The organism is Bacillus sp. NSP9.1, assembly GCF_000465465.2.
Classification (GTDB): domain Bacteria; phylum Bacillota; class Bacilli; order Bacillales; family Bacillaceae; genus Bacillus; species Bacillus sonorensis_A.
This window is the reverse complement of the sequence record NZ_CP048273.1, coordinates 1,320,584-1,340,207: the sequence shown is the minus strand read 5'-3', so window position 1 is coordinate 1,340,207 and position 19,624 is coordinate 1,320,584. Positions and strand designations below refer to the sequence as shown.

At 46.1% G+C, this 19,624-nt stretch carries 18 protein-coding genes and 1 pseudogene; 2 read left to right on the top strand and 17 right to left on the bottom strand.

The annotated features are described in order from the left end of the window. Positions 1 to 143 precede the first annotated feature (143 nt). The 7 genes from M654_RS06900 to M654_RS06870 form a co-directional block, all read right to left on the bottom strand. Complete coding sequence (locus M654_RS06900; protein WP_026586190.1) at positions 144 to 332, bottom strand: helix-turn-helix transcriptional regulator; 189 nt, start codon at positions 330 to 332, stop codon at positions 144 to 146. A gap of 21 nt (positions 333 to 353) precedes the next feature. Continuing rightward, positions 354 to 812 (bottom strand): DUF6773 family protein, encoded by a 459-nt coding sequence (locus tag M654_RS06895; protein ID WP_026586189.1) that lies wholly within the window; start codon positions 810 to 812, stop codon positions 354 to 356. A 123-nt stretch (positions 813 to 935) separates the two neighbouring features. After that, positions 936 to 2,684 carry a phospho-sugar mutase gene (locus M654_RS06890; protein ID WP_026586188.1) on the bottom strand — a complete coding sequence of 583 codons (1,749 nt, stop codon included), beginning with the start codon at positions 2,682 to 2,684 and terminating at the stop codon, positions 936 to 938. Between the two features lie 190 nt (positions 2,685 to 2,874). Next, complete coding sequence (gene glpD, locus M654_RS06885; RefSeq protein ID WP_026586187.1) at positions 2,875 to 4,545, bottom strand: glycerol-3-phosphate dehydrogenase; 1,671 nt, start codon at positions 4,543 to 4,545, stop codon at positions 2,875 to 2,877. Between the two features lie 143 nt (positions 4,546 to 4,688). Next, a complete protein-coding gene (glpK, locus tag M654_RS06880; protein WP_026586186.1) occupies positions 4,689 to 6,179 on the bottom strand; it encodes a glycerol kinase GlpK in 1,491 nt (496 codons plus the stop codon). Between the two features lie 41 nt (positions 6,180 to 6,220). Beyond that, a complete protein-coding gene (locus M654_RS06875; protein WP_026586185.1) occupies positions 6,221 to 7,036 on the bottom strand; it encodes an MIP/aquaporin family protein in 816 nt (271 codons plus the stop codon). 230 nt (positions 7,037 to 7,266) lie between these two features. Beyond that, positions 7,267 to 7,824, bottom strand: coding sequence for a glycerol-3-phosphate responsive antiterminator (locus M654_RS06870; RefSeq protein ID WP_026586184.1), 558 nt, complete (start codon positions 7,822 to 7,824; stop codon positions 7,267 to 7,269). Between the two features lie 174 nt (positions 7,825 to 7,998). Here M654_RS06870 and M654_RS06865 point away from each other — a divergent pair. After that, positions 7,999 to 8,992, top strand: a pseudogene (locus M654_RS06865) (quinone oxidoreductase family protein). Between the two features lie 161 nt (positions 8,993 to 9,153). Here M654_RS06865 and M654_RS06860 read toward each other — a convergent pair. The 7 genes from M654_RS06860 to M654_RS06835 form a co-directional block, all read right to left on the bottom strand. Then, complete coding sequence (locus M654_RS06860; RefSeq protein WP_026586183.1) at positions 9,154 to 10,065, bottom strand: AEC family transporter; 912 nt, start codon at positions 10,063 to 10,065, stop codon at positions 9,154 to 9,156. A 120-nt stretch (positions 10,066 to 10,185) separates the two neighbouring features. Next, on the bottom strand, positions 10,186 to 11,823 hold the full coding sequence (gene abc-f, locus M654_RS06855) for a ribosomal protection-like ABC-F family protein (RefSeq protein ID WP_026586182.1): 1,638 nt from the start codon (positions 11,821 to 11,823) through the stop codon (positions 10,186 to 10,188). Positions 11,824 to 11,905: 82 nt separating this feature from the next. Then, positions 11,906 to 12,067, bottom strand: a complete 162-nt coding sequence (locus M654_RS23500; RefSeq protein ID WP_179115750.1) for a hypothetical protein — start codon at positions 12,065 to 12,067, stop codon at positions 11,906 to 11,908. Between the two features lie 88 nt (positions 12,068 to 12,155). Next, complete coding sequence (locus M654_RS06850; protein WP_026586181.1) at positions 12,156 to 13,694, bottom strand: bifunctional GNAT family N-acetyltransferase/carbon-nitrogen hydrolase family protein; 1,539 nt, start codon at positions 13,692 to 13,694, stop codon at positions 12,156 to 12,158. 24 nt (positions 13,695 to 13,718) lie between these two features. Continuing rightward, positions 13,719 to 14,381, bottom strand: a complete 663-nt coding sequence (locus M654_RS06845) for an HAD family hydrolase (RefSeq protein ID WP_026586180.1) — start codon at positions 14,379 to 14,381, stop codon at positions 13,719 to 13,721. Between the two features lie 138 nt (positions 14,382 to 14,519). Next, entirely contained in the window at positions 14,520 to 14,924 is a 405-nt protein-coding gene (locus M654_RS06840) for a CBS domain-containing protein (protein WP_372709771.1), read from the bottom strand. A gap of 157 nt (positions 14,925 to 15,081) precedes the next feature. Continuing rightward, the gene (locus M654_RS06835; RefSeq protein WP_051290400.1) at positions 15,082 to 15,465 is read right to left on the bottom strand and encodes a DUF5365 family protein; all 384 of its coding nucleotides are present in this window, start codon (positions 15,463 to 15,465) and stop codon (positions 15,082 to 15,084) included. 107 nt (positions 15,466 to 15,572) lie between these two features. Between M654_RS06835 and M654_RS06830 the strand changes: the two genes are divergently transcribed. Next, a complete protein-coding gene (locus tag M654_RS06830; RefSeq protein WP_026586177.1) occupies positions 15,573 to 16,484 on the top strand; it encodes an RluA family pseudouridine synthase in 912 nt (303 codons plus the stop codon). A 12-nt stretch (positions 16,485 to 16,496) separates the two neighbouring features. Here the strand turns inward: M654_RS06830 and M654_RS06825 are convergent, their stop codons facing one another. The 3 genes from M654_RS06825 to zwf form a co-directional block, all read right to left on the bottom strand. Beyond that, complete coding sequence (locus M654_RS06825; RefSeq protein WP_268884454.1) at positions 16,497 to 16,805, bottom strand: sortase; 309 nt, start codon at positions 16,803 to 16,805, stop codon at positions 16,497 to 16,499. A 168-nt stretch (positions 16,806 to 16,973) separates the two neighbouring features. Continuing rightward, positions 16,974 to 17,876 carry a phosphogluconate dehydrogenase (NAD(+)-dependent, decarboxylating) gene (gene gnd, locus M654_RS06820; protein ID WP_026586176.1) on the bottom strand — a complete coding sequence of 301 codons (903 nt, stop codon included), beginning with the start codon at positions 17,874 to 17,876 and terminating at the stop codon, positions 16,974 to 16,976. Between the two features lie 99 nt (positions 17,877 to 17,975). Beyond that, positions 17,976 to 19,433 carry a glucose-6-phosphate dehydrogenase gene (gene zwf, locus M654_RS06815; RefSeq protein ID WP_026586175.1) on the bottom strand — a complete coding sequence of 486 codons (1,458 nt, stop codon included), beginning with the start codon at positions 19,431 to 19,433 and terminating at the stop codon, positions 17,976 to 17,978. Positions 19,434 to 19,624 lie beyond the last annotated feature (191 nt).

Below are 19,624 nucleotides of genomic sequence, written 5' to 3'. Positions count from 1 at the left end.
CTAAGACTTTTGGCTTAGGACGCGAAGTGTCATCTTTGAGGTGTTGTGATGGTCGATTTTCTTATATTCCCTAATCGGCTTGACTTGCTATGTATTCCGCAAATCCCCTGTGCCAAACAAAAAGAAGAATTCATCGTCCGGCTTCAATCCCAAAATAATTCGTCCAACGTTTTGTCCAGCGCTTTTGCAATGGCGATGCAAAGCTGCAATGTCGGATTGTATTTGTTTTTTTCAATCAGCCCGATCGTCTGCCTTGTCACATGAACCCGTTCGGCCAATTGCGCCTGAGTCCACGATTTTTCGATTCGGGCCAATTTCACTCTGTTAACCATCTCCTCACCCGCCATGTCGATTTAATCATCCAAAAGATCTTGATTTTTTTTGAAAGATTTGTGTAAAGAAATAAAATTGGTGATGAAGTAGAGAAAGGTAAAAAGCACAAACATGACAATCAGGTCCAGCCATTCCTCCGGGCCGTCCGGAATGCCAGTGAAAATAAGCGTTAAAATAGAAAAAATGATACCTGAAGTAATGCTGACGGCCAGCATTTCTTTTCTTTTTTTTCGGTAAGCCGTTTTGCTGGCAATCTCCGGATACTCAAGGCCTGATAAAAGATAGCGGAGCAAGATCCAGCCCGCGTATACTGCAAAAGCGATCCCGCTGACCAAATATTCGGATGATGGCCTCTGCAAAATTAAGCCTCTGATCAGAAAATCGAGAAACAATAGGGCTGCGATCATCATACCGGCTTCGCTGAAAAATTGGTTCATGCTCTTGTTAACATATTCGTCTCCTGATTTAAAGAACTTCATGACAGCTTAATCCCCCTCGTTATATGCAACATATACATTACTTAATGCAAATTATATATTACATCAATCAGGATAACTTTTCAATGCAAACGAAAAAATCCGCCTGCCCGGCGGATTTTTGGCTTACGATTTCGAGGTTGCCTCTACAATCTCGTCTATTTTTTTCATCACTTCATCTGATAAGGTGTTCAGACGGGCTTCACTGTCTTCGTCCGTATCGCCTTTGACCGCGAAATAAAACTTCACTTTCGGCTCCGTGCCGGATGGCCTTAGGCAGAACCACGATCCGTCTTCAAGGAAATATTTCAGCACATTCGATTTTGGAAGGTCGATCATTTCTTCCTTGTTTTCCTTCAAAAGCGTCCGTTTGCCGGCGAGATAGTCTTCGGCTGATACCACGTCTTTTCCGGCGATTACATGTGGCGGCTGCTCTCTAAAAGTGCTGAGAATGGCAGCGATCTGTTCAGCTCCTTCTTTCCCTTTGAGGGTAAGGGATTTCAAGCCTTCACGATAATAACCGTATGTTTTATACAGCTCCTGCAGCCCGTCGTACAGGGATTTTCCCTGCTTCTTGTAGAAGGCGCAGACTTCAACGGCAAGGAGCGCAGCTTGTACGGCGTCCTTATCCCTTGCAAAGTCGCCGATTAAATAGCCGTAGCTTTCTTCATAGCCGAACTGGAAAGTGTATTCGCCTGAAACATGGTACTGCTTAATTTTTTCGCCGATGAATTTAAAGCCTGTCAGCACATCGATTGTATCGAGCCCGAATGAAGCGGCGATATCGCGCCCCATTTCACTTGTCACAATCGTTTTTAAAACGACTCCGTTTTCCGGGAGGATTCCTTTTTCCTGTTTTTGCGAAAGCAGGTAATGAAGGAGTAGCGCTCCTGTCTGGTTGCCCGTCAATACAACGTAGCGGCCGTCGTGATCTTTCACGGCGACGCCGAGGCGGTCCGCATCGGGATCGGTCCCGATCAGGATATCGGCTCCTTTTTCTTCTCCGAGTTTGATCGCATACTCAAAAGCGGCGTGTTCTTCAGGATTCGGTGAAGAAACGGTTGAAAAATCGGGATCAGGAAGCTCCTGTTCAGGGACAACGGTTACCTGTTCATAGCCGAGTGCTTTCAGTCCTCGTCTAACAGATTTGTTAGCCGTGCCGTGAAGCGGTGTGAAAATCACCTTTACATCTGTTTCTTTGGACAAATCCGGATTGACGGAGATCGTTGTCAGCTTCTCAAGGTATGCTTGATCAATATCTTCGCCGATGATGTTAATCAGCCCTTTTTCTGTTAAGGCATCCTGATCGCCTTCTGTGATCTCCAGTTCGTTTTCTATCGCATTGACATGGCCGATGAGCTTATCAGCAGCTTCTGGCGTCAGCTGTGCTCCGTCATCGCCGTATACTTTGTAGCCGTTGTATTCCGGCGGATTATGGCTTGCCGTAATGACGATTCCGGCGTATGCGTTCAGTTCTCTTACAGCAAATGAAAGCTCAGGTGTCGGGCGAAGTTCGTCAAACAAGTATGTTTGCACACCGTTTGCGCCAAGTGTTTTGGCCGCTTCCATCGCAAATTCAGGCGACTTGTGGCGGGAATCATAAGCGATGACAACGCCCCGCTTTTTGGCTTCTTCACCGCTTGCGGCAATATAAGAAGCAAGCCCCGCCGATGCTTTGCGGACCGTATAGACGTTCATCCGGTTTGGACCTGGTCCGATTTCTCCGCGCATACCTGCCGTTCCGAATTCAAGCTTTTTATAAAAGCAATCCTCCAGTTCTTTTTCATTTCCTTCTGCTGCAAGAAGCAAAGATTTTAATTCAGGATCCAGGTTATCCGTGTTCTTCCAGCGTTCATAGCTTTTTCTCCAGCTCATGACAGACCTCCATTGTTTCGCTTATGTAATCGCGGCTTTTCTTTTTATATTATCGGATAAACGCCTGCTTTGTCCAAAGTTAGACGGCTCATCTCAAAAAATGAGGCTGCCCTTTGCGGGGGCAGCTCCATTTTAGTCATATAGACTCTATTATGAGCAAAATCGACACAGGTCTTTAGAATCAATTCGCTTATTTGCTTGCAAGCGGGACAACGGCGTCATGGAGAAGCTGTTCCAATGTTTTGACCTGTTCGGCCTTTGTTTCAGCGTCCCAGTTCAGCTTATCACTCATATACTCCGTAAGTCCCTCTTTATAAGTGCGGACCCAATCAATGTCAAAGAATAATGCACCCGTTCTGCGGACAAAGAAGTCTGCTAGTGAAGCGGCCATTTCTTCATCGATGGCGTAGTCCATCTCCGCCAGCACGTGAACCGGAATACGTCGTTTAGCTGCTTCTTCTTTGAGCGTTTTCACCCGTTCAAACAGGCGGTCTGTATTTGATCCGTATCTTGCAGCAAGCTGAGCGGCTGTTTGTTCTGTCAAACCTGCTGCAGCGCCTTCGGCGGCATTTTTCTCGATAAAAGCCTGCAGGTTTTTGGAACCGCCGATGTGGCCGCCTGAAATCGGCATCGTTTTCGTTTTGCAAGGTCCGAAGTCTTTGTCTCCTTCCTCTTTTAAGCGCGTTCTGACAAGATCGACGATATGTTCAGCCATTTTTCTGTAGCCGGTCAGTTTTCCCCCGGCAATCGTGATCAAACCGGAGTCCGATGTCCAGATTTCGTCTTTTCGGGAAATCTCGGACGGATCTTTTCCTTCTTCATGAATCAGCGGTCTGAGCCCGGCCCAGCTGGATTCCACATCATCGGCTTTGATGCCTAGACTAGGGAACATATAATTGATCGCGTTGATGACATAATCCCTGTCTTCAGTCGTCATTCGCGGATGTTCAAGATCTTTGGTGTAGACGGTATCGGTTGTTCCGACATATGCCTTGCCGTCCCTCGGTATGGCAAAGACCATGCGGCCGTCGGGTGTGTCGAAATAAACCGCTTGTTTTAATGGGAATACCGATTGGTCGAAGACAAGGTGTACACCCTTTGTATGCTGAAGGTGTTTGCCTTCTTTTGAACGGTCTTTTTCTCTCAGGCGGTCGACCCAAGGGCCTGTCGCATTGACGACTTTTTTCGCATAGACGCGGTACGTTTTCTTTGTCAGGACATCTTCAATGACCACGCCTCTGACCTTGCCGTTCTCATAGAGAAATTCGCTTACTTTCGCATAGTTTACGGCATCGGCTCCAAAATTGACCGCTTCTTTTAATACTTCCATTGTCAGTCTGGCGTCATCTGTGCGGTATTCGACATAATAGCCGCCGCCTTTCAGGCCGTCCTTTTTCACAAGCGGCTCTTTGTCGAGCGTTTCGTTCGCGTTCAGCATGCTTCTCCGCTCGGATTTTTTGACGCCCGCCAAAAAGTCATACACCCTGAGGCCGATCGATGTCGAGAACTTGCCAAATGTGCCTCCTTTATGCATCGGCAGAAGCATCCATTCGGGTGTTGTCACATGCGGTCCGTTTTCATAAACAATCGCCCGCTCTTTGCCGACTTCGGCGACCATTTTGACTTCAAACTGCTTTAAATAGCGGAGCCCTCCATGGACGAGCTTCGTTGAACGGCTTGATGTCCCTGCGGCGAAGTCCTGCATTTCGCAAAGAGCTGTTTTCATCCCCCGTGAAGCGGCATCCAAGGCCGTTCCGGCTCCCGTGATTCCCCCTCCGATAATAAACACATCATACGTCTGTTTTGTCATAGCCTGCAGAATATCGTCGCGTTTGCGGCTTGAAAATAATGATTCCATTATAAAAGTCCTCCCTTGTTGTCACGGCAAATAACAGAAAAAGAGACCACAAACATCCAAAGCAAATATTGTGCTTTGGTGCCTGTGGTCTCTCCTCTTCTCCAACCGTTTCTATTAACTTAAGTTCATTGTAGCATAATGATTGATTATTTAAAAGCCATAGCTGCTTGAACGGCCTTTTTCCATCCGCTGTATAGGCTCTCGCGTTCTTTTTCATCCATTTTCGGCTCAAAGCGTTTATCCAGATGCCATTGGTCTTTGATTTCTGAACGGTCGTTCCAGAAGCCGACTGCAAGGCCTGCTAAATAGGCTGAACCAAGCGCGGTCGTTTCATTGATTTCCGGACGTTCAACCGGAACATCGAGAAGATCCCCCTGAAACGACATCAAGAAGTTGTTCTTCACGGCTCCGCCGTCCACACGCAGCGTTTTCACTTCAATTCCGGAATCCTCTGTCATCGCATCAAGCACATCTTTCGTTTGATATGCAAGCGACTCAAGCGTTGCTCTGATAAAATGCTCTTTCGACGTTCCGCGGGTCAGGCCGAATACCGCGCCGCGGACATCGCTGTCCCAATATGGCGTACCTAAGCCGACAAATGCTGGAACCACATAGACACCATCTGCGGATTCCACCCTCACAGCGTAATTTTCACTTTCCTTCGCATCTTTAAACATTCTCAGCCCATCGCGCAGCCACTGGATGGCCGAACCGGCGACAAACACGCTTCCTTCCAGAGCATACTCGACCTTTCCGTCAATTCCCCAAGCGATCGTCGTCAACAGGCCGTGCTCTGATTTAATCGCTTTTTCCCCGGTGTTCATCAGCATGAAGCAGCCTGTGCCATACGTGTTTTTAACCATTCCTTCTTCAAAGCAGGCTTGGCCGAACAATGCCGCCTGCTGGTCGCCGGCCGCTCCGGCAATCGGAATACTCTGTCCGAAGAAATGGTAGTCGACCGTTTCAGCGTACACGTGAGAAGATGGCTTGACTTCCGGAAGCATGGATTTCGGAACGTCGAGAATGTCGAGCAGCTCCTCATCCCACTTCAAGTCATAAATGTTGAACATCAATGTTCTTGAAGCGTTGGAATAATCCGTCACATGGGCTTTTCCGCCAGACATTTTCCAGATCAGCCATGTGTCGATCGTTCCGAAGAGGAGGTCGCCGTTTTTGGCTTTTTCCCTCGCCCCCTCGACATTGTCCAAAATCCACTTTACTTTTGTTCCTGAAAAGTAAGGATCGATCAAGAGTCCTGTTTTTTCTCTGACCGTCTTTTCATAGCCTTTAGCTTTTAATTCATGGCATATATCCGCCGTTTGCCGCGACTGCCAGACAATCGCATTGTAAACCGGCTTGCCGGTATGCTTATCCCAGACGACTGTCGTTTCCCTCTGGTTCGTGATACCGATTCCCGCTATTTGTCCTGCTTCAATTCCTGATTCGGAAAGAGCCGACGCGATCACCGCCAGAACCGAGCCCCAGATTTCATTTGCATTGTGCTCAACCCAGCCCGGATTTGGGAAATACTGAGTGAATTCTTTTTGCGCAACATGCACGATTTCCCCGTCTTTGTTGAAGATAATCGCTCTTGTGCTTGTCGTCCCTTGATCAAGAGATAAAATATACTTTTCCATTTTAAATCCCCCTTATTGTGTCTGTTCAAGCAGATGCTTTCTTAAAATGTGACTGATTTATCGACAGCCTGTTTTTTCATATGAATATAGAAACCTAACAATATCACAGCGAGTACAACGCTTACAATCCAAAAGGTGTTTGTCAGATGTCCTTTAAAAACAGCATTGTAAAATACGCCTGCAAAAGAGCCGCCGAGAACCGGTCCGAGAACTGGAATCCAGGCATATCCCCAATTGGAGCCGCCTTTTCCTGCAATCGGCAGAACAAAGTGGGCAATTCTCGGGCCTAAATCGCGGGCCGGGTTGATCGCATATCCGGTCGTTCCGCCAAGCGAGAGACCGATGGCCACGATCAGGAATCCGACGACAAGCGGATTTAGACCATCTGTGAATTTATTTGCACCAATTGCTAAAATACCGAGTACGAGAATAAATGTCCCGAGTGTTTCACTGAACAGATTGGCAAATGTATTGGGAATGGCCGGACCTGTTGAAAACACCCCGAGCTTCGCTCCCTGATCTTCGGTTTCTTTCCAATGCGGCAAATAATGAAGATAAATGAGGACAGCTCCTAAAAACGCGCCGATCATCTGGCCTAAAATATAGGAAGGTACCTGTTCCCAAGGGAAATCACCGACAAACGCCAACCCCAATGTTACAGCGGGGTTTAAATGCGCACCGCTGATATTCCCGACGGCATACACGGCCATGGCTACGCCAAGCCCCCAGCCAAATGTGATCACAATCCATCCCGATTGATGTGAAAGCGATTTCTTCAAATTCACTCCTGCACATACTCCTGCTCCAAACACGATGAGCAGCATCGTTCCTACAACTTCCCCCCAAAATGCTGTCATGATGATCCCTCCTAAACAATCTATTGATAAGTCCGTGTATTCCAGATGAACGTTATCGTCCACCTTATCCACTGTGCCTAAAAGACCATAAAAAAACACAGCAAACTTTCTTTACATAGTGATAGTAAAGAATTGCTGTGGTCTCCGCGTCTCCGTCACAATGTATTAACTTAGTAAGATCGTATCGTATTTTGTAAGCGGTGTCAATAAAATTTCACACTTTCATTTTTTCAGCCCCAATATTTTTTCCACAGTTCCGTATTAGAGGTGGTGACAGCGGCGGCTCCGGCTGCCAATGCCTGTCTGACATCGTTTTCGGAACGGATGAATCCGCCTGCGAATATCGGAATTCCGGTTTTTTCCTTTACTTCTTTAATTAATGCCGGCGAGATTCCCGGAAGCACTTCTATATAGTCAGGCCTGTGTTTTTTGACAAGCTCAATGCTTTTGCTCATGGCGCTTGTATCGATTAAAAACATGCGCTGGATCGCATATACTTTCTTTTGCTTCGCCTTGGCGATAACGCTTGACCGGGTGGACAGAATGCCCGCCGGCTTCATTTCCTGGCAGATGAATTCAGCTCCGTATTCATCATGCTTGATTCCCTGGATTAAGTCGACATGGACAAGCATCTTTTTTCCGCGGGACCTCGCCGCGCTAATGACGCCGCCAAGCTGTCCCAGATGAATATCAAGAAGGACGCCGTATGAAAAAGGACTGTCCAAAAAAGTATCAAATTGTTTCATGTTCCGGACGGCCGGTAAAATTTGCTGATCGTGAAAACTCATGTTTCATCTCCTTCACTTTTTTACTGTTTTACACTAAAGGAATTTCCTGCGCATTGCAATCCCCTTTAGAAAGTTTGGCCTCTTCGGGCTGTATACCATTCCCAGACAGATCTTTTACATTCCTTCTGACTAAACAGATGTAATTGATTTCAAATAATCAAAGGAGGAGTCTTGATGAAAGCGATCATTCATGACGGAACGACCGGACTTGCAGGTCTTACATACGAAGACGTACCGGCAAAATCGCCGGGGAGCGGTGAAGTAAAAATCAAGCTGAAAGCGGCAGGGCTAAACCGCCGGGATCTGTTTCTGTTTCAATCCAGAACAATCAGCGATGCCCCGTATATACCGGGTTCGGACGGAGCGGGTGTGATAGAAGAAATCGGCGGGGGCGTTCACGATCTCTCCGTCGGAACAGAGGTGATCATCAATCCGAGCATCGATTGGGAATCGACGGATTCCGTTCCAGATGTGCCGGACATTCTCGGGGGCCCTTCTGACGGAACCTTTGCGGAATACGTCATAGCTCCGGCCAAACACGTTGTGAAAAAGCCCGCTTACCTTTTCATGGGAGGAAGCAGGCGTCTTGCCATTGGCCGCTCTGACAGCCTCTAGAGCCCTGTTTACGAGAGGAGGCTTGAAAAAAGGCCAGCATGTTTTAATTCCCGGCATCGGAAGCGGTGTCGCAACATATGCGCTCTTGATGGCAAAAGCTGCGGGAGCACATGTCACCGTGACCTCCCGGAGCGGGGAAAAAAGGGAAGAAGCGCTCAAGTACGGAGCAGACCAAGCCTTTGACAGCCGCAGTGATTGGAAAGAAAGCCTGAATGGAAGCCTTGTTGACCTCATACTTGACAGCATCGGTCCGGCAACATTTGATCACTATTTTGATGTGATCAAGCCGAATGGACGTATCGTCAGTTTTGGAGCCAGTTCGGGAGACAGCATCACCATTCCCCTGCGTTCGCTGTTCTTTCCGCAGATCAGCATCATCGGAACATCGATGGGCAGCCTTGAAGAATTCAAGGAAATGCTCAGTTTTATGGAACACCATTTGCTGAAACCGGTCATCGATCAGGTTTTCCCATTATCAGAAGGGGCTGCTGCCTTTAAGCGGCTCGCCGACGGCGAACAGTTCGGAAACATTGCTCTGTCAATCGATGGTTAAGACGGCTCGCCTGCGGCGGTTCCTTGCCGCCGCTTTTTTTGACCGCCTGTGTGCTGCCGGTGGTGAAGTTTCCCCATCATTTCTTAAACTATTTCTCCGGAAGAGATGCCGTTCCTTCTTTTCTTCTCACCACGCAAAAAGGCCGCCCAGGTCATTTTAGGTCAGCCCCACAAAGACAGCATCCACAGTACGATCGGCAGGGTGGCGATGCTGAGCATCGTACTGATGAAGGTTGAGCTTGAGACAATTTCCGGCTTTGTTTGAAACTGTACGGCCATCAACGTCGTATTGGCCGCTGTCGGCATAGCCGCGGCCAGGATCATGATTTTTTTGACAAGGTCATCGACAGGCAGAATCATGGTAAACCCCCATGCAATCAGCGGAGACACGAACAGTTTCAGCAGGAGCGAGTAAGAGACCTTCCGATATTCGATTTGTTTAAAGGAGATGACGGCAAGCTGCATGCCTAGAATAATCATGATTGTCGGTATCGCAGCGTCGCCTACTAATTTAATTGCCGTCATTAACTGTTCGGGAATCGAAATATGAGTCAGCTGAAAACACATGCCAAGCAAAGCACCGTATGCGACGGGCATCCGGGTGACTCTGGCCATGACCGTTTTAAATCCGCCCGCTTCAGGACTTCCTTTCGCCGCGTAATAGACGCCGATCGTGCTCATGACGAGCTGCTGAAGGACCATCAGCACAACTGCGATATCGAGCCCTGCCGCCCCATAAACAAGCAATACGACCGGAGTCCCGTAGTTTCCGTTGTTCATGAACGCCGACGACAGCACAAGCGCGCACCGCTCTTGATTGGAATACCTATGAAAATATGAAATGACATAAACAAAAAGAATCAAAATGATACAAAGACCGAGACAAAAGACAGACATATAGACGTAATCCATTGTCAATTTGTTTTCATAAAAGGTATCAAACGCCAAAAAAGGAGACATTAAATAAAGCGACATTTTAGATAAGTTTTGGATGTCAAAATGAAGCAGTTTCTGACCGGTAAACCCGATCGCAAAAATTCCGAATACAGGCAATAAAACAAGCAAAAACTCCATGATGCACCTTCTTTTTATGTATAAACCGATTCAGCATTAATTTCAATCATATAGAAAATTCCGTTTATTTTCAATGGGCATCAAAAAGACAGAGCCGGCTGACTCTGTCTTTTTTTCTATTTAATCGCCGTACAGCCGCTTTTTCTTTTCTCTTGCAAACGTATAGTGTCCTTCATATCGAGTCAAACGCCCGTCTTCCAGCCAATACGTCACATTGAAAATCCGGTCGAGAAAATACCTGTCATGGGAAACAGCAATAATGGTTCCCTGAAATTGGCTTAGCGCTTCTTCGAGCACTTCCTTTGACTCGATGTCCAGATGATTTGTCGGCTCATCGAGAATCAGGACGTTGTGATGCTGGTGAACGAGCTGTGCGAGGCGAAGCCTCATCCGCTCTCCCCCGCTTAACTCTTTCACTTTTTGAAAAACGGCGTTTCCATAGAATAAAAACTTGGCGAGCATCATGCGGGCTTCGCCTTCTGCCAGCCTGACTTTTTCCCTGAATTCGTCCAAAACCGTCAGCTCTTCATTCATTTCAGCGACATGCTGGCTCAGATGTGCAGCCGACAACCGGCTTCCAAGCTGCACTTCACCGCTGTCAGGGGCAGCCATTCCGCTGATCAGCTTCAAGAGCGTCGTTTTTCCGCTGCCGTTCTCCCCGACAATGGCGACCCGATCCTGAAAGCGGACGTGCATGTTCACGTCCCGTAAAAGAAGCCGGTCCCCGAATCTTTTGCTGACACCGTCCAGCTTGACAACGTCTTTTCCGCTTCTGTCATTCATATTGAAGGACAGGTCGATTTTTTTTCGCTCGAGCACCGGTTTTTTCACTACCTCGATCCGTTCCAAGGCCTTTTCCATGCTTTTCGCGCGCCGATGGAGACCATCGTTTGGGGGATTGGACCGATTTGCCCAGTCTTTCAGCCGCTTAATCGTTTCCTTCATTTTTTTGATTTTTTTCTGCTGATCCTGATAGTGCCGGAATTCATTCAGGAGGCGCTCCTCCCGTTCAACCGCATAGTTTGAGTAGCCGCCTTGATATACGTGAAACCCGCCTTCATCGATGTCCAAAATCGATGTAACGGCCTCATCCAAAACATACCGGTCATGGGAAACGATGACCGCCGTTCCTTTGTACTGCTTTAAAAATGAGGTGAGCCATTCGATCGCAGTCAAATCCAAATGGTTTGTCGGTTCATCCAGTAAAAGCAAGTCAGGCGCTCTCAGCAAAAGCCGGGCCAGGCCGACCTTCGTCCGTTCGCCCCCGCTCAAGCTCCGCCATTCGGTTTCATAAAGGCGGCTGATGTTCAAACCGGCCGCCACGCGTTCAACTTGCGCGCTGATCTCATATCCGCCTTTTTGCTGAAATTCATCCTGCAATGTTCCATACCGCTCCAAAAGCCGTTCAAGTCTTTTCATATCTTTTTCATCCGCAAGCTCCCGTTCCATCCGGGAAAGCTTCTGCTGTATCTTCCATAACGGAGCAAACGCAGTATAAAGCAGCTCCCTCACTGTTTTATGGGCGTCCATGGAAGGGTGCTGCTCAAGCAGCCCTGTCGTTATTCCCTTTTTCCAGGTCACAAGGCCATCATCAGGCTGCAATCGGCCGCTCATAAGCTTTAACAAAGTTGTTTTCCCTGAGCCGTTTCGGCCGATCAGACCGATCCGTTCGCCTTGTTTAATCTCGCACGATATACCATTGAAAATCGCATGTCCTCCGCTGGTTTGCGTGACATGCTGAATACTGCACATGATCATTGATCTCTTCCTCCATATTCCGTGAAGAGACACCGCAGCATAAAAAAGACGGCAGAGCTTCCCCTGCCGCAAGTCTAATGATTTAAAATCCGATTGTGGGCAGATGTCTCTCACTGGCATTTTTTCCTATTTGAATGTCAAAAAGGGCAGACTGATCCCGTAGTCCGCATTCTTCGGAAAAAATCGCACGACAAATATACAAATAAAGTTGTGTGTCCGTCATGCGCTTGCCAGTTTGATTCATCTTTCCCACCTCCTTTTCGATAATTACAATATATGAAAAATAAACCAGTTCGTCAACTCCAAAAAAACCGGCCAAAAGCGGCCGGCTGTTATTTTTTATAATGAATCCGGTATATATCATGGCGTCTGTCTTTAAGCTGGCGGACCGTTCCGTCCTGGCGTTGCCTTCTGAGAATCTCCAAATCGACGTCGCCGATGACAACCATTTCAATGTTCGGGTTGCACTCTCCGACGATTCCGTCCCTTGCAAATTCAAAGTCTGAAGGCGCGAAAATCGCCGATTGCGCATATTGAATATCCATGTTCTCCGTTTGCGGCAGGTTTCCAACCGTTCCGGAAATAACGGTGTATACCTGGTTTTCCACCGCCCGCGCCTGAGCGCAGTATCTGACGCGCAAATAGCCTTGGCGGTCTTCCGTACAGAAAGGCGTAAAAATAATTTTGGCGCCTTTTTCCGTCGCAATTCGGCCAAGCTCAGGGAACTCAATATCATAGCAGATCTGAATCGCGATTTTTCCGCAGTCCGTGTCAAACACGCGCACTTCGTCTCCCCTGCTGATCCCCCACCATTTCCGTTCATTCGGTGTGATATGGAGCTTATACTGCTTTTCGATCGTCCCGTCTCTTCTGAAGAGATATGCGATATTGTAGATTTTCCCTTCCTCTTCGACAAAATGGGAACCGCCGATAATGTTCACATTGTATTTGACGGCGAGATCTGTGAACAAGCTGATATAGTCCTCCGTATATTCGGTAATCCGCTGCACGGCAAGGCTCGGGGAACGCTCTTCCAGAAACGACATCAGCTGTGTCGTAAAGATTTCCGGATAGACCGCAAAATCGGCTCCGGCGTCTGAAGCGACATCAGCATAGTACTCGACTTGATTGGCAAACTCTTCAAATGAATGAATCTGCTTCATTTCATATTGAATCACACAGATCCGAACTGGAAAGGCCGACTTGTAATAGCGCTTTGTTTGCGGGAGATAGTCGACATTGTTCCACTCCATCAATGTCGCATATTTGCTCGATGCTTTGTCATCCGGAAGATAGTTTGGATTGATCCGCATCATCGTAAATCCGTTCAAGAGCTGAAAGGAAAGGACCGGATCGTAAATCTGATGGTGGATGACCTGTTCGACATATTCCCTCGGCGTCATTTCCGCAGCATATTTATGATAATTCGGGATCCGTCCGCCGATAATGATGCTTTTCAAATTCAGGCGCCTTGCCAAATCTTTCCGGGCTTCATAAAGGCGGTGGCCGATTTTCATTCTTCTGTATTCGGGATGAACCATGACTTCAATACCGTACATGTTCAAGCCTTCAGGGTTGTGATTGGTGATATAGCCGTCATCTGTGATGTCCTGCCAAGTATGTCTGTCGTCATATTCGTCAAAATTGACCAAAAGGCTGGAACAGGAACCGATGACTTCACCTTCAAGCTCCGCACAAAACTGCCCTTCGGGAAAATGCTCGAGATGGCTTTCCAAATGCTCGCGCTTCCATGGGATCATCCCCGGAAAACAAAGCTCTTGAAGTCCGATGATGCTCTCGATGTCTTTTTCTTCAATATTTCGGATCACAATCTTTTTTTCAAAACGGGAAAGATCCAATTTTTCCGACACGCCTCAATTCCTCCTCTGACTGCTTCATGCTTGTTCAGACAGTTTCTCGATCAGCTGTTCCAGCTCCATTTCCGCCATCGATTCAAGGCGATGGTCGAAATGTTCAAACAACAAGGTTTTCGTGACTTGGTTCGGAACGATGACACACTTCATTCCGGCTCGTTTCGCCGCGGTCGATCCATTGACCGAATCTTCAAAAGCCATGCATTCTTCAGGCTTTACGCCGAGACATTCAGCAGTCTGCAAATAAAGCTCCGGATTCGGTTTGACCTCCTCGACATCATCGGCTGTCCGGATGCACTCGAAATCGTCATAAAGTCCGAGGTGTTTTAAATGCTGTGATACCCATTTATAATCTGAGCTTGAGGCAAGGCCGACTTTTAAGCCGAGCTCTTTGGCCGCTGACAAATAAGCTTCGACGCCTGGCCGCGCTTTTTCATTTTCCATTCTTTTGACAAAGCGTTCTTGTCTCATCTTTGTCAGTTCTTCATGGTCAAGCTTTTTCTGGATCTGCTCCTCTAAATAATGAAATGGCTTAAATCCGGCAGCCGTACCAATCACCTTGCCCCAAACCGACATGGGCAGGTCAGAGCCGTGCTCCTGAAAGATTTCTTGCAGCACTTCATAATCATGTGTTTCTGTATCTAAAATCAGACCGTCAAAATCAAAGATCACTGCTTTAATCATCGTGCTTTACCCCAACTCCTTTTGACTGTTTGCACACTCATTGTATCCTTCCTGCACGCCCTTGAAAAGCCCGAAGCCTTCACTTTAGTATGTATAAAGGAAGAAGAGCCTGCTGCTATAAGGCAAGCTCTTCCATCATTATTGTGTTTTTGTCGGAGTGGAAATGTTGGTCAGCGCCTGTCCGGCTGATTCGTTTGACAGTTCGTTTACCGCCAGGTCTCCAAGCGCGACAATGCCGACCAAATGATTGTTTTCCACAACCGGCAGGCGGCGGATCTGGCTCTGAGCCATAAGTTGTGACGCTTCCTGCAGGCTCATGTTCGGATTTCCCGTTACAATGTTTGATGTCATGACCGCTGAAACCGGCGTCTGTCCATCTTGCCCTGCCGCCGTCGTTCTGAGTGTGATATCGCGGTCTGTGATCATTCCCTTTAATACACCTTGATCAACGACAGGGATCGCTCCAACATTGTGGCGGCTCATAAGCTCTGCTGCTTCCTGAACCGACTGATTGGATGAAATCGTAGCTACTTGTCTTGACATGGCATTGCTGATTGTGCTCAAAAGTTTGCCCCCTTTCGATAGATAGTATGTGCAATCAGCCAAATGCTAAAAAGGAAGTTGACACCATACATTGTGTTTTTCGCTTTTTTCCTTTATAGTCATCTCATGAAAAAAGAGCTATCCAAAGGATGAGCTCTTACATCAGGATTTGAATGCCCTGCTTGTCAGTTTCTGTATTCAATATATTAAAGTCGGATGAGCTGAGGGGAAAATACAGACCGCAGTCATTCAGCTTTTTGCAGTTTTTATCGAATAGATCACGGTCTTTGAGCACCCATTGCCTTTTTGATTTCGTGAGCAGTGTGTGAATCAGCTGCAGGCTCGTAATGATCTGAAAAGCATCATCCAGCGTCCCTTTGTAATCATATTCTTTAAAATCAAGTGTTCCCTGCTCTTTCAGGTCTTTCATTTTTTGTTCGCTGAAATACATCGGAAACACTTGATACAGCTCATTTGCAAGCTCCTCAATGAAGATTTCCTGTTCTTCGGTAGCAGCTTTTACAATACGCACATTGATCAGTCCCTTGTTCAAGTCTCTTCAAACAGAATAGCACACAAAAACACGGGGCTGTGAAGGTAAGTGTTTCCTAATGTCTTCAGCGCTTTTTATAGAAAGGAGCAGTAAAAATGAACCAAAAAAACAGCTTGACGTTTCGCGTCGCCAAGCAAGATGACAATGAACATTTATTTACATTTTTAAAACGGGAAACAAAAGCTTCTAAGCCCGTCTTGCAATATTGGGCCGCACAGCAAAAAATAAAGGTCAATCAGAAAGATACGTCTCAAAACATCCGGCTGAAAACCGGCGACAGAATTATGATCGATCTTCATGAACAGGAAGAAAGCGGCATCATCCCCGAATACGGCGAGCTTTCCGTTTTGTTCGAGGATGACCACATGCTCATCGTCAATAAGCCTCCCGGAATCGCAACCCATCCGAACGAAGAGGGACAGACCGGCACGCTCAGCAATATTGTCGCGTTTTATTTTCAAGCAAGCGGTGACGAACGAAAAATCCGGCACGTTCACCGCCTGGACAAGGATACAAGCGGTGCTGTCGTTTTTGCAAAACACCGTCTCGCCCACGCCCGTTTAGACGAACAGCTGCAAAGAAAAGAATTGGTAAGAACATATCTCGCCATTGCCGAGGGAAGGATTAAAAAGAGGCAAGGGACCATTTCAAGCCCGATCGGCAGAGACAGGTACCATCCGGTCAGAAGAAGAGTCTCCCCGACCGGACAGGCGGCGGTCACTCATTATACCGTCAAAGGATATCACAATGCAGCCAATCTTACATTGTGCGAGCTCCAGCTTGAAACGGGCAGAACCCATCAAATCCGCGTCCACCTTTCAAGCCTCGGCCATCCTTTGGCAGGTGATACGATATACGGCGGTTCGCCGGCTCTTTTCAGCAGACAGGCGCTTCACGCCAAGGAAATCAAGATGACCCATCCGGTCACAAATGAACGATTAACCATCGCTGCACCTCTGCCTGACGACTTAAAACAAGAAGCAAAACGATTGTTTGGAATCATATAGAAATAGCGCTTATCATTGAAGCGGCTTCGCATAAATAATATAGCGCTTGGGCGCATCCCCGATGTAAGAAAACGGGTAGCATGTCGTCAGCAGCAATTCTTCTTTTTCGTGCTGCAGGGTGATAATCGATGTATCTTCTTTGTCAACGATTTTCATGTTTGTAATCCGGTAATCAAAGCTGCCGTACGGAAGCTCAATATTCAGTCTATCGCCTATTTCGAGCTCGCCTGTTCGCCGAAAAACCGTATCCCTGTGTCCCGAAAGGACAATTTGCCCGTTTTGCTTCGGAACATTTTTCATTTTCACTCTTATTATTTCTATTAACTCTGTGTTTTACATTTACTTCATAATATATGACCAGCAATACTAGCCAACTGATTCCACCGAGCATTGAAAGCAAGCTGATGAGGTGAGAAGCAAAATGGGAATACCCGAGGAGGATGCATTTACAGCTGAAGCGGCCGAATTGGCAAACATTGTCTCAGTCGTTTATCGTATTTTCACTTTTTCTACAGCATGCCCTCCGAATTCATTACGTAGGGCAGCTACCACTTTTCCTGTAAAGGTATCAACTTCCAAAGAGCGGTAACGCATTAATAGGGACAAGGCAATAACCGGTGTGGCTGTTTGTAGATCGAGAGCTGTTTCAACCGTCCATTTTCCTTCACCTGAAGAATGCATAATCCCTTTTATTTCTTCTAATTTTGCATCTTTAGAAAAGGCGCGCTCTGTCAACTCCATGAGCCATGAACGAATCACTGACCCATTGTTCCATACTCTTGCCACTTTTTCGTAGTCGTAATCAAATTCGCTTTTCTCTAAAACATCAAACCCTTCGCCAATAGCGGCCATCATCCCATACTCAATCCCATTATGAACCATTTTTAAAAAGTGACCGCTCCCTGCTTTCCCTGCATATAAATATCCGTTTTCTATTGCAGTGTCACGGAAAATCGTTTCTACAACATTCCAGGATTCAGGATCGCCACCAACCATATAGCATGCTCCGTTACGAGCACCTTCCATCCCGCCGGATGTTCCAACATCCATAAAGCTAACCCCATATTGCTTTAACAGATTGTACCGGTTAACAGATTCCTTGTAGTGAGAATTCCCAGCTTCAATGACGATGTCCCCATTATTTAAAAATGGCGTAAGTTCATTAATCACAGAATCAACAATTTTATGGGGAACCATTAACCAAAGAACTCTTGGCTGCTCTAATGATTGAACAAGCTCTAACAAACTAGAAGTACCTTTAGCTCCGTACTTTTCCATTTCTTTTACAGCCCGTTGATTTAGATCAAAAGCCGTAACTTCATGTTTATGATCAATTAAATTCTTACCTAGATTCAATCCCATTTTTCCTAAACCGATTAAACCGACCTTCATATTGTCGTCTCCTTTAAGTCATTTTATAAAAAGATGGTTGGCTTTTTTGTTATTCATCTTTTCTAGGCCCTTAACATCCAGACATTTCCATTCAAGCGTTTAGTCCCGCCAAATAAAACCATCCTCCTGCAATAAATAATGTGAAGCTTCAGGACCCATTGAGCCTGAACGGTAGGGATGAAGCGGAAGGAGATTTTCCTCAAATGATTCGAGGAGAGGCTGTACCCATTCCCACGATAGTTCAACTTCTTTCCAATGCGCAAAGAACCTTGAATCACCGCGGAAAGCATCGAGCAACAAAAGTTCATAGGCCTCTGGCATATCATTAGAATTAACTGAAAAATTTACAGTGACAGGCTCAATTTGATTCGTTAACGGGTTTTTCATATTTAATTGCAGTGAAACGCATTCGTGTGGACTAATTTGGATGATTAGAAGGTTAGGAGCTATTGGATTTTGTTGAGACGCAGAAGAATTTTCAGATGAATTTTTGAATTCAATTACGATGCGTGTTGACTTTTCCTTCATCCTTTTTCCTGTACGGATATAGAATGGGACTCCGCTCCAAAAACGATCATCAATCCATAAACGAGCAGCAATAAACGTATCATTTGTAGAATAATCGCCAATTCCAGGCTCCTCTGTATATCCAACAACCGTTTTGCCATCAATTTCTCCTGAGGAATATTGACCGCGTATAACATTTGTCAGGACACTTTCCTTCCCTAAAGGTCTAAGAAACTCCATAATTTTTCTCTTCTCATTACGAATCTTTTCGGCATTGATTTTGTTAGGAAGATGCATTGAGACCATCATCAGAAGCTGTAGCAAATGGTTTTGAAACATATCTCGGATGGCCCCTGTCTGGTCATAATAATCGGCTCTATCTTCTACCCCGACTGTCTCACTCGCCGTAATTTGCACGTTGGCAATGTGCTGATTATTCCATAATGATTGAAGCACAGGATTAGCATATTCTAATACCTTAAGGTTTTGTATCATGGGTTTTCCGAGATAATGGTCTATGCGATAAATCTCCTCTTCTTTAAATGCCCGGCTTAATTTTTCATTTAGTTCTAAAGCTGAATGTAGATCATGTCCAAATGGCTTTTCTATAATGAGGCGTTTCCACCCTTTTTTAGGGCTTAACCCACATTCGTTAATATTTGAGGTAATAACATCCACAAACTCCGGGGCAACCGATAAATAAAACATGCGGTTTTCAGGGATATGTAATTGTCCTTCGCGTCTTTCAATAATTTCAAGTAAATTTTTATAATCTTCATTCTTTGTTACGTCCAAGGAGCAATATCGAAAAGCATCAAGGAACTTTTCCATTTTGGAAGTATCGTTGATTGAGCGCCTAGAGAATGTTTTTACTGATCGTTGAACATGGGTTTGAAATGAATAGTCAGACCATACTCTTCTTCCTAAACCTATAACCGAAAATGATTCAGGCATCTTGTCGTCAATAAACAAATTGTATAAGGCAGGAAAGATTTTTCTTTTAGCCAAATCTCCTGTTGCTCCAAACAAAACAAAGGTCATAGAATCCAATTTCATCGTCTTTATGACGTCAAGAGTATCCTTATCATTTGGAATAATTGAAGTATTCACTCGCTTCCCCTCCTATGTTTTTTCCTCTTGTTAGAATTAAGTATACTGTTTATAATATTTATGTGTAAGTACACACTTTATTTTTACATAGTGTCGAAAAGTATACCTTAGTTTGAGATGAATGATTAGGG

Coding starts and splice junctions, on each gene's coding strand:
- M654_RS06900 (WP_026586190.1), bottom strand. CDS start 332: ATGGTTAACAGAGTGAAATTGGCCCGAATCGAAAAATCGTGGACTCAG.
- M654_RS06895 (WP_026586189.1), bottom strand. CDS start 812: ATGAAGTTCTTTAAATCAGGAGACGAATATGTTAACAAGAGCATGAAC.
- M654_RS06890 (WP_026586188.1), bottom strand. CDS start 2,684: ATGAGCTGGAGAAAAAGCTATGAACGCTGGAAGAACACGGATAACCTG.
- glpK (WP_026586186.1), bottom strand. CDS start 6,179: ATGGAAAAGTATATTTTATCTCTTGATCAAGGGACGACAAGCACAAGA.
- M654_RS06875 (WP_026586185.1), bottom strand. CDS start 7,036: ATGACAGCATTTTGGGGGGAAGTTGTAGGAACGATGCTGCTCATCGTG.
- M654_RS06870 (WP_026586184.1), bottom strand. CDS start 7,824: ATGAGTTTTCACGATCAGCAAATTTTACCGGCCGTCCGGAACATGAAA.
- M654_RS06860 (WP_026586183.1), bottom strand. CDS start 10,065: ATGGAGTTTTTGCTTGTTTTATTGCCTGTATTCGGAATTTTTGCGATC.
- abc-f (WP_026586182.1), bottom strand. CDS start 11,823: ATGATCATGTGCAGTATTCAGCATGTCACGCAAACCAGCGGAGGACAT.
- M654_RS23500 (WP_179115750.1), bottom strand. CDS start 12,067: ATGAATCAAACTGGCAAGCGCATGACGGACACACAACTTTATTTGTAT.
- M654_RS06845 (WP_026586180.1), bottom strand. CDS start 14,381: ATGATTAAAGCAGTGATCTTTGATTTTGACGGTCTGATTTTAGATACA.
- M654_RS06840 (WP_372709771.1), bottom strand. CDS start 14,924: ATGTCAAGACAAGTAGCTACGATTTCATCCAATCAGTCGGTTCAGGAA.
- M654_RS06830 (WP_026586177.1), top strand. CDS start 15,573: ATGAACCAAAAAAACAGCTTGACGTTTCGCGTCGCCAAGCAAGATGAC.
- gnd (WP_026586176.1), bottom strand. CDS start 17,876: ATGAAGGTCGGTTTAATCGGTTTAGGAAAAATGGGATTGAATCTAGGT.